8 protein-coding genes and 1 pseudogene are annotated in these 7967 nt (G+C 68.0%); 1 reads left to right on the forward strand and 8 read right to left on the reverse strand.

Annotation, left to right across the window (positions count from 1 at the left end):
• Positions 1-204, forward strand: a pseudogene (locus GV126_RS37025) (hypothetical protein); the annotation flags it as partial.
• A 30-nt stretch (positions 205-234) separates the two neighbouring features.
• Here GV126_RS37025 and GV126_RS34695 read toward each other — a convergent pair.
• The 8 genes from GV126_RS34695 to GV126_RS34730 form a co-directional block, all read right to left on the reverse strand.
• The gene (locus GV126_RS34695; RefSeq protein ID WP_236570379.1) at positions 235-1020 is read right to left on the reverse strand and encodes a hypothetical protein; all 786 of its coding nucleotides are present in this window, start codon (positions 1018-1020) and stop codon (positions 235-237) included.
• A 32-nt stretch (positions 1021-1052) separates the two neighbouring features.
• The gene (locus GV126_RS34700; RefSeq protein WP_236570380.1) at positions 1053-1859 is read right to left on the reverse strand and encodes an immunity 49 family protein; all 807 of its coding nucleotides are present in this window, start codon (positions 1857-1859) and stop codon (positions 1053-1055) included.
• Between the two features lie 81 nt (positions 1860-1940).
• Positions 1941-2498 (reverse strand): hypothetical protein, encoded by a 558-nt coding sequence (locus tag GV126_RS34705; protein WP_159675302.1) that lies wholly within the window; start codon positions 2496-2498, stop codon positions 1941-1943.
• Positions 2499-2727: 229 nt separating this feature from the next.
• Positions 2728-4143, reverse strand: coding sequence for a DUF6177 family protein (locus tag GV126_RS34710; protein ID WP_159675304.1), 1416 nt, complete (start codon positions 4141-4143; stop codon positions 2728-2730).
• A gap of 208 nt (positions 4144-4351) precedes the next feature.
• Positions 4352-4984, reverse strand: a complete 633-nt coding sequence (locus GV126_RS34715) for a pentapeptide repeat-containing protein (protein WP_159675306.1) — start codon at positions 4982-4984, stop codon at positions 4352-4354.
• Positions 4968-7214 (reverse strand): hypothetical protein, encoded by a 2247-nt coding sequence (locus tag GV126_RS34720; RefSeq protein ID WP_159675309.1) that lies wholly within the window; start codon positions 7212-7214, stop codon positions 4968-4970. The genes GV126_RS34715 and GV126_RS34720 overlap by 17 nt, the downstream gene beginning before the upstream one ends.
• Positions 7211-7597 carry a DUF6507 family protein gene (locus GV126_RS34725; protein ID WP_185948021.1) on the reverse strand — a complete coding sequence of 129 codons (387 nt, stop codon included), beginning with the start codon at positions 7595-7597 and terminating at the stop codon, positions 7211-7213. The genes GV126_RS34720 and GV126_RS34725 overlap by 4 nt, the downstream gene beginning before the upstream one ends.
• 264 nt (positions 7598-7861) lie before the next feature.
• The coding region (locus GV126_RS34730) for an enhanced serine sensitivity protein SseB C-terminal domain-containing protein (protein WP_201299989.1) at positions 7862-7967 on the reverse strand (106 nt) is incomplete at its 5' end.

Genomic DNA, 7967 nt, shown 5'->3' on the forward strand with positions numbered 1-7967 from the left:
CGCCACACCCACCCCCGCCTCGCCGCCGCATGCGACGCGCGCCGCAGGTCGGCGTTGCGGCTGCCGGCCTGTGTGGTCCGCGCCTGCGGCGGTGACTGGGGGTTCGGTGCCGCGCGGGAACCGGGTGGAGGTACGCGTACGTGGGCGGTCCTGCCCAGGGCGGGAGCCCGGGCGGATCAGGTGGGACGGCACAGGGAGGGGTGACGGGGCTCCACCCGCTTTCGTCGTGGAGCTTCAAGCTCTTGCGGGTGCCGTCCTTGCGACAGCCTCGCGAACAAGCATTCGGACCTCCTCGTCACCGATGGACATCACATACTCGGCGAAGCGCTGCCCCTCGGGCCCCGGTGCACGGTGGATGAGCGTGACGGCATGCCGCAGCGCACGCGGCGACGAACTCACGCTCAGCCCGCGCTGGGTGAGTTCGACCGCCAGCGGCACGTCGACCCTGGCCGCACCGACAGCCAGGTCGACGAGCTGGGTGGTCAGGTCGAACGACCGCTTCCCGCCGTCCGCGATGAACCGGACCCCGCGTTCCACGACGTCCCGAACGTCATCCAGGAGCAGCATGAGCGTGTCATCGTCGATGATCTCGCCGAGTTCGTCCTCGAAGTATTCGCGGTCGGCGAGCCGAACGAGTGCGCGCAATACCTCGACGCGCTGTTCCTTGGTGCCCTTCTCGGCGACCATGTCCCTCTCGCCGGCGGCTGTCGCCAGCTGAGCAAATGTGCTGTCCACAGAGAACTTCCGGTCGATCAGCACGCCGTACCACGGGGCGTTCTTCGGATCCGCCGCAGCTCGGAGCACAGCTTCGTAGCCTTGCGGCTCGGCCCACGTGGTCAGGGCGAGGCAGGCGAGGAAGCGTTCGGACTCCGGTGCCGCCGGGTCGTTCATCAACTGGATGATGCCGGGGACGCGTTCCCGGTATCTGGGGTCGTCGAATGCGTCGAGGATGACGTCGTCGATGTCATCCGTAGGATGACCGTCGAAATCCGTACGGAGCAATTCCTGGAGACGTGTCATCTTTCTGACCTCCTGCCTGATCCAGCGGACCATCAGGTCTCGAACTCGCCGACCCAAGTCCCCTCCAACAGTGCCTTGGGGAGGTATGCGGACTCGACGTCGATCGGGAATCCCGCATCGTAGGCGAGGCAGGCGACGGCAAGCGGACCGAGAGCGATGGTCCCGTTGAGGTCACGAGCCCGATCTTCGGATGCGGTCCAGTAGGACTTGTGCAGTGCGAGGGCTTCCGCGAGTGTCCTGTTGAACCCTTCATGATCTCTGCGGATAAAATAAGAGAAAAGATTGATGGGTTGATAGAGGATGTTCTGAAGAAGATCTCGCGGTGCAACAGTGGCAATCTCTGGATACGATGCCTCGATCGCGGACTGGATTATGTCGAGAAGTCCGGGACGTTCCAGCCAGTATGCTTGAAGTGCGTCCACCCATCTGTATACGTACTCGTCACCGTGTGCGCCAGATGCGCGGAGCAGCTCGATAGGAACATTGCACATGGCGTTCATGCGCTCCTGGTCCCGGCAGACGATGATGAACCAAAGAGTTGTCAACCAATTTCCCGCATTGGCGTAGGACTGCGGCCCCGTCGCCTGCACGCTGCGAATCTCATCCATGATCCGGCATTCAACGACGTCGTGCGTGGTTTGTGCCGCTGCAAATGCGGCCGTTCCTACCTGCATCGCGCAGACAACTGCTTCCCAAGTTTCCAACTCGGTCGCATCCGGATCGAGTGCGAGACGAGCCTGAGCCATTGTCAATGTCTCATCCAGGGTCAGTGCGAAGATGGCAGGCGATTGCCCAAGGCTGCCAAGACTGTCCTCCAGGTCCTCTGCCAGGACCTGCACCGCTGCTGCGTCAACTGCCTCTGGCCTGACATGTCGCGTTACTCGTGTCATCACTCCTGCTCGCCTCCTGCAACGCTTCCGTCAGTAACCGAGTACGTCTTCGACGGGTTTCATGGCAGCGAACAAGAACCCGTCCGTCGCGCCATCACTTCGCCTCCCTGTCCACCGCGTCCAGGACCAGTGGGTCCACCTGCACGATAGGTGCCCGTGAGAGGTGAGCGTGCCAGGTGCGGAGCGGTACACGTCGCAACGCGAAGTCGGCCACTCCGTTCTCGACGAAGAACACACCGCCCGTTCGTACAGCACAACGAGCGGCTCATAGGGATCCGGCAGGTCCGGGAGCCTCACCTGAGTGGAATCCTGGAGTTCGGCCCAGTGAACGGCCGCACGGCACATGCGCCGGGCGATGAATTCCGGAATGTTTTCTTCGGTGAATTCGTTCAGTCGCTCGATCAAACCAGGATCGGCGCGCACCGAAGGATCGATGCGTTCCGCTATATTGAAGAACGGCCAGCGTTCAGTTCCCCCCAGGAAATGTACCCACAGGGCAGTCCGGCGAAGAAATTCGCGCATCAGCAGGGTTCGAGATGCTTCATGCTTGTCCCCTGTGGCATAGTCGGTCCAGTTGATGACGGTCAACCGATCGACCATCGACTCCGCCGAACCCATTCGCGTCACAGGGTCGTTCCACGGTCGCCCTTCAGAACCGCTGCCGCCTCCGGGTCGGCGGGGCAGCACTTTGATATTGTTCTCGGCATCACGGATACCGGACAACGTGATCCCCCGGGCCTCTCTGCTCGATTGCCGCGCGGACGTCATCGCGAGCGGTGCCTGGTCGGCTGCGCACGCCTCGCCCCCGCGCGCGCCGTTACGGGGTGCCGCGCAGGTGTCGCAGCAGGGTTTCGAAGGCGGACCAGCCCTCGACCGACTCGCCGTCCCCGAGGGGGTAGTAGTAGCCGGGCCTGGTCGCGGCGCCGAGTCGTACGGGGCTGGTGGTGAGCGGTGGGCGGGCGGCGATGGCGGGGCCCGCCTCGGCGACTTCGGTGGGGCCGAGGGCGTAGCCGAACGGCACGGGTGGCCGTTCGAAGTGCGGCGGCACGGTGAGGTCGGCGCGGGCCTCGCGCCGTTGCGCGAGGAGGGGGCGCAGGTTGTGCCGTGCGGTGAGTTCGGCGGCAAGGTCCGCCACGGCGGACACCGGCGGCTTCTCGCCGTCGCGGAAGCCGACGGCGGGGGTGACGTCCTCCTCGACTCCCTCCGGTGTGCGCAGCACGCGCAGGGTGGCGAGGGCGGGCCGGTCGGCCGAGCCGACGACGACGGTCCAGGTCGGCCGGGGCGCGCGTTCGTAGGCCAGGTCGGTGAGGTGGCGCCGGGACCAGGGCAGGTTGGCGGGTTCGGCGGTGCCCCAGCCGGTGGGGAGTTCGCCGGCGAGGGACTGCCAGGCGGCTTCCAGGGCGCCGCCGAGGACCAGATGGGCCTCGGGCTGGTGGACGGTGCGGAAGCGCAGGAGGAGCTGGCGTTCGCCGGTGCGGGCGGCGTTCGCGAAGGCCGACGCGAGCGGGGTGTGGCCGTCGGAGTCCTCGGCGGTCCGGAAGGCGCCGTCCCGCCAGCGCAGGACGGCGCCGGTGAGGCCGTCGTAGTAGCCGCAGTCGGGGTCCTGGACGACCCAGCGCGTGGGCGGGCCGGTGAGCGCGGTGCCGGTGGGCAGGGAAAGACGGCAGTGGCGCGGTGTGACGATCTGCAGGGCGCGCTCGCTCTGCAGGGCGGCCCGCAGGGCCTCGGACAGCCAGCCGGTCATGGCGATGACGGGCCGGTCCTGGAGGACCACGGCGACCTTGTCGGTGAGCACGTCGACGGCGGGCTGTGCGGCGGCGGGGGTGGGGACGGCCGTGATGCCGGAGGTGTCGACGGGGTGGGACGGGTCGTCGGCGCCGGGCGCGTCCGGCGGCCAGACGGTGCCGCCCAGCAGGGCCGTGAGGCGCGCGGCGAAGGCCCCGGCGAGGCGTTCGGCGCCGGGCACCGCGGTGGAGGCGCGGGCCTCGGTCCACCACTGCTGGGTGCCGTCGATGCCCGTGGCACCCAGCAGCCGCCGGGCTTCGCCCGGCACGTGGAGCTGCAACGGAGCCTCGATCGAGACGAGGGGGCGCCCCTCCGCGTCGCACAGCTGGACGACCGCTCCCTCGGCGGCGGACCGGACATGCAGATCGGGGCCGCCGGCGAGCAGACCGGCCAGGACGCTCCACGCATCCGGCATGCGCTCCGTCAGCGCGATCACGTCTTTGGTCATGCGGAGTGCCCCGTCTTTTCCTCTTGGTCGGTCGTCGGTCGCTTGCCCGGGTGCCGGTACGCGGCCCGCGCGTTCACACCCTGTCCACCGTCAGCCTCGTTCTGTGATCGATCCGCTTCCGACGATCCCGACGAGTCACCGGGCCCGAGGACCTGCCGGCGGTGCTGACACGCGTGGAGTCGCCCGTCGGGCGAGGGTGCGGCCCGGGTCAGGGGGTGAGAACTTCCACTCGCGCTCCGCGCTCGTTCAGCCAGACCTCGAGGTCCCGGCCATTGAGTTCCCGCACTCCTTCGGCCCCGGCCACACGGGCAGGGCCGAAAACGGTGCCCGTCAACCCCTCGACGATGCTCCGGTCGTCCAGGAACACCTTGAAAGAAGTCTCCTGGACCGTCGCATGGGACAGGTCCGCGCCGTACAGCTTTGTCTCCAGCAGGGCCGCACCGTGCAGCCTGCTCTCTCGCAGGCTTGCCCCGGAGGCGTCGACGCCCCAGAGCTCCGCACTGCCCAGATCCGCGCCGTCCAGGTTGGCTCCGGTCAAGGAGGCCTCGTCGAGGACAGCCTTCACGAGGCCGGCGCCGGAGAGGTCGGCCTCGGCGAGGACGGCCGACTCCAGGTGAGCGCGATAAAGGTCGCAGCCGGAGAGATTGGCCTTGCGCAGGACCGTCTCCGTCAGCAATCCGTTCGCGAGGTCCGCTCCCGAGATGTCGGCGCCGGTCAGGTCGAGCCCTGCCACGTCCAGGAGGGCATCCTCCTGAGCCGCCCAATCCTTCAGAACCGCCGCCGCCTCCGGGTCGGCGGGCAGCACCTTGATCCTGTTCTCGGCATCACGGGTACCAGACAACGTGATCCTCCCAGCCTCTCTGCTCAATTATCGCTCGGACGTCATCGATCGCTGCCTGGTCGGCGTTGCGCATGTCCAGGATGACCGTGCGCTTCTTGACGACGATCTGGTCCTCGAGTTTGGCGACCCACCTGCCGTTGTTCGCCGGGTCGTAGGCGCCCTTGAACGGCTGCGACTTGTCCCGGACGTTGTTGAGCGGAGGCCAGTCGGAGTGCACACCTTTGATGTCGTAGAAGACACCCGTGCTCGGGGAGTAGAGATCGCCCTGATTGGCCCCTGGCGGGCGCTGAATGTCCTGGGGAACCTTTCCTTTTTCACGGAGATCCAGGGCGACGCGGGCTTCGTCCATTTCGGACGGCTTCACCTTGCCCTTGTGGTCCGGGTCCTGCTTCAGGACATCGAAATCCTCGCGGTGCCGCTGCTCGACCTCTTGGAGGTGCTGCTCATAGGCCGCTTTTTCCTCCGGCGTCATCGCGATCGGCGGCTCGTTCGACGGTACATGGCCACCCGGGCCGTGCTGCCCCTCACCCACCTCGCTGTGACCGGTCGGACCGGTGTGGCCGTGGCCGTGCCCGCCACTGCCGGGCGGCGTGTGGCCACTTCCGCCGACAGGCTGCGTGCCATGCGTGTCCTGCACCGTCGATTCGCCGCCAGGGCTTCCGGTGTGACCTGTGTGGGCGGTGTTGTCGTGCCCGCCACCGGAATGGCCGGTGTTGCCCGTTCCGCCGCCGTCCGAGTGCATCGACGGCGAGTGGGAGGTGCCCTCGGCCCCGCTGCCGCCGCCCACGTGCGCCGGGACCCGCTGGTCCGCGTGGAGCGGTGTGTGCGTGGGCTGGGACAGGTGCGGCGGCGGTGTGATTTCGTGGCGCGCGGCGCGTTCCGCGGCCGAGGACTCGACCGGGATCGGGTCCTGGTGCGGCTTGCCCTCCGGGGTGAGCATGGTGCCGTCCTCGTGGAGGACCGTGCCGTCCGGGAAGCGGACGGACTTGTCCGAGACGCTGACCGGGCCGTGCGTGTGGGGCGTGTCCGCGCCGTGGAGGAAGTCGTCGGCGGCACCGGAGTGGAGTTCCTTCAGGCCCGCCATCATGTCGCCGACCTTGAGCTTGGCGAAGCCCGCGCCCTTGGCGACGTACGTCATGGGGTCCACGAGCCTGCCGGTCTTGCCGAAGGCGTCGGCGACCTTGGCGACGCGGCCTGCCGCGGAGGCCCCCTCACCCGCCTCGCCGGCCTTGGCGGCCAGGGACCCGGCCTTGCCGAGCTTGAGGAAGGTTCCGGCGCCGAGGGTGAGGAGGTTGAAGGTGACGGTCCCGCCCGCGCGGGCGGGGTTCGTCCCCCACTCGTCGTAGGCGATGAGGGACTTGCCGAAGTCGCGCAGGGCCTTCTTCTGGCGGTCGGTGTCGCTGTGGTCGGCGGGGCCGAACATCTTGTCCATGGCCCAGTCGTACGGCGTCATGATGTACGCGCTGACGCCGCCGAAGACGTCCCCGATGCCCTTCCACGTCTTGGTGAAGGTGTCCCAGTCGAAGACGTTGACCATGTGGCCCAGGCCCTTGATGGTGCCCCAGACACCGTCGACGAAGAAGCCCTTGAGGGCGCCGCCCACGTTGTCCTTGGTCCAGTGCCAGGCGGCGGCCAGGCCGGTGTACTCGCGTTCGTCGACCTTGCCCCAGGGGGTGTCGTCGGCCTTGGCCGCGTCGTCGGCGGTGAAGCCGTACATGCCCTTCTTGTGCGAGCCGTCGTCGGGGATCCAGCGCGTGCCGTCGACCTGGCCGTCGATCTTCGTGGCGGTCGCGCGCTCGAGTTCCTGGAACTCGCCCCAGACCCGGCCGATCTCGTGGACCAGGTGCGCGTTCTTGTCGATGTTCTTCTGGTCCTTGCGCCAGTCGTCGTCCCCCTCGATCGACTGGCGGAAGGCGGCCGCCTCGCTCCTGAGCTGGTCCATGCGCTGGACGAGGGGCCGGGCGTCCTTGGCGAAGGCCGACAGGGCGCCGCTGACGGTCTCCAGCTTGTCGGCGAAGGCGTCGGCCTTGTCCCGGACCGGGAGAGTGGTGTGGAAGAGCTGGTCGGCTTCCGGGGCGCTGTAGCAGGAGGTCAGGCCCTGGAAGTCGTTGTGGACGTCCCGGCCGGTGTCGCGGATGTCGGACGCGGTCTTTTTCAGCGCGCCGGCGTCCTTTTCCAACTGGTCAAGGTCACCGCTGAATTCGGGTATGTCGCTGAGATCGCCGATCACTTGCCCTTGTCCCCCTCCGCCTTGACCGGGGGAAGCTTCGGGTCCGGAATGGCGTCGTGCTGGGCGTTGGCCGCCATCCTCAGGTCACCGGAGACGTACTCGTGGGTGGCCTGCGCCGCTCCGGCGATCGACTTGGCGGCGCGGGCGGGGAGATAGCGCAGGTCGTCGAACGTCTTGTCCGCGAACTCCTGCAGCGCGGCGGCGACGGGGCCCGGCGTGCCGCTCTTGGGCTTCGCCCCGGGGGCCATCGTGCCGGCCGACTTGGCGGCGCTCGCCAAGGCGTTGGTGTACGCCGTGAACTCGCCCTCGAACTTCCCCGCCGTGTCCTCGGTCTTGCCGAGGACCCCCCGGACGGATTCGACTTGGATGTCCCACTTGGACACGAACAACCCCGTTGTGTGGTGCGCCGAACGACGCCGTCGGCCGACACTTCCGGCCGACCGCATCGCCTGCGGTCTTCGCCTGCGAACTACTCGAACATGTCTGGTGAACGCCTGTTGAGAAGCATAAAGGTCGCTCTTCCTGCGAAGTCGACAGGCGTGTAACGGGTTTGTGCGGCACCGGGAGCCGGCGTGGGGGCTGCGGGCGGGGGCGCGGGTGGGCGGGGGGGGCGGGGCGGGGGGGGCCCGCCTGTCAGTGACCGCCTGTCAGTGGCCGTACTGGTAGAACGGCCGGACGGTGTCCCTCATCCAGGTGGCGACCGGGTCGTCGGTGACGTCCAGCAGGACGAGGTTGACCGGCCAGGCGACCGGG

It is taken from the genome of Streptomyces mexicanus, assembly GCF_902506575.1.
In the GTDB taxonomy this organism is placed as follows: domain Bacteria; phylum Actinomycetota; class Actinomycetes; order Streptomycetales; family Streptomycetaceae; genus Streptomyces; species Streptomyces mexicanus.

What these genes read in the sequence shown, in the direction of transcription:
- GV126_RS34695 (WP_236570379.1), bottom strand. Translation starts at nt 1,020, where the DNA reads ATGACACGTCTCCAGGAATTGCTCCGTACGGATTTCGACGGTCATCCT.
- GV126_RS34710 (WP_159675304.1), bottom strand. Translation starts at nt 4,143, where the DNA reads ATGACCAAAGACGTGATCGCGCTGACGGAGCGCATGCCGGATGCGTGG.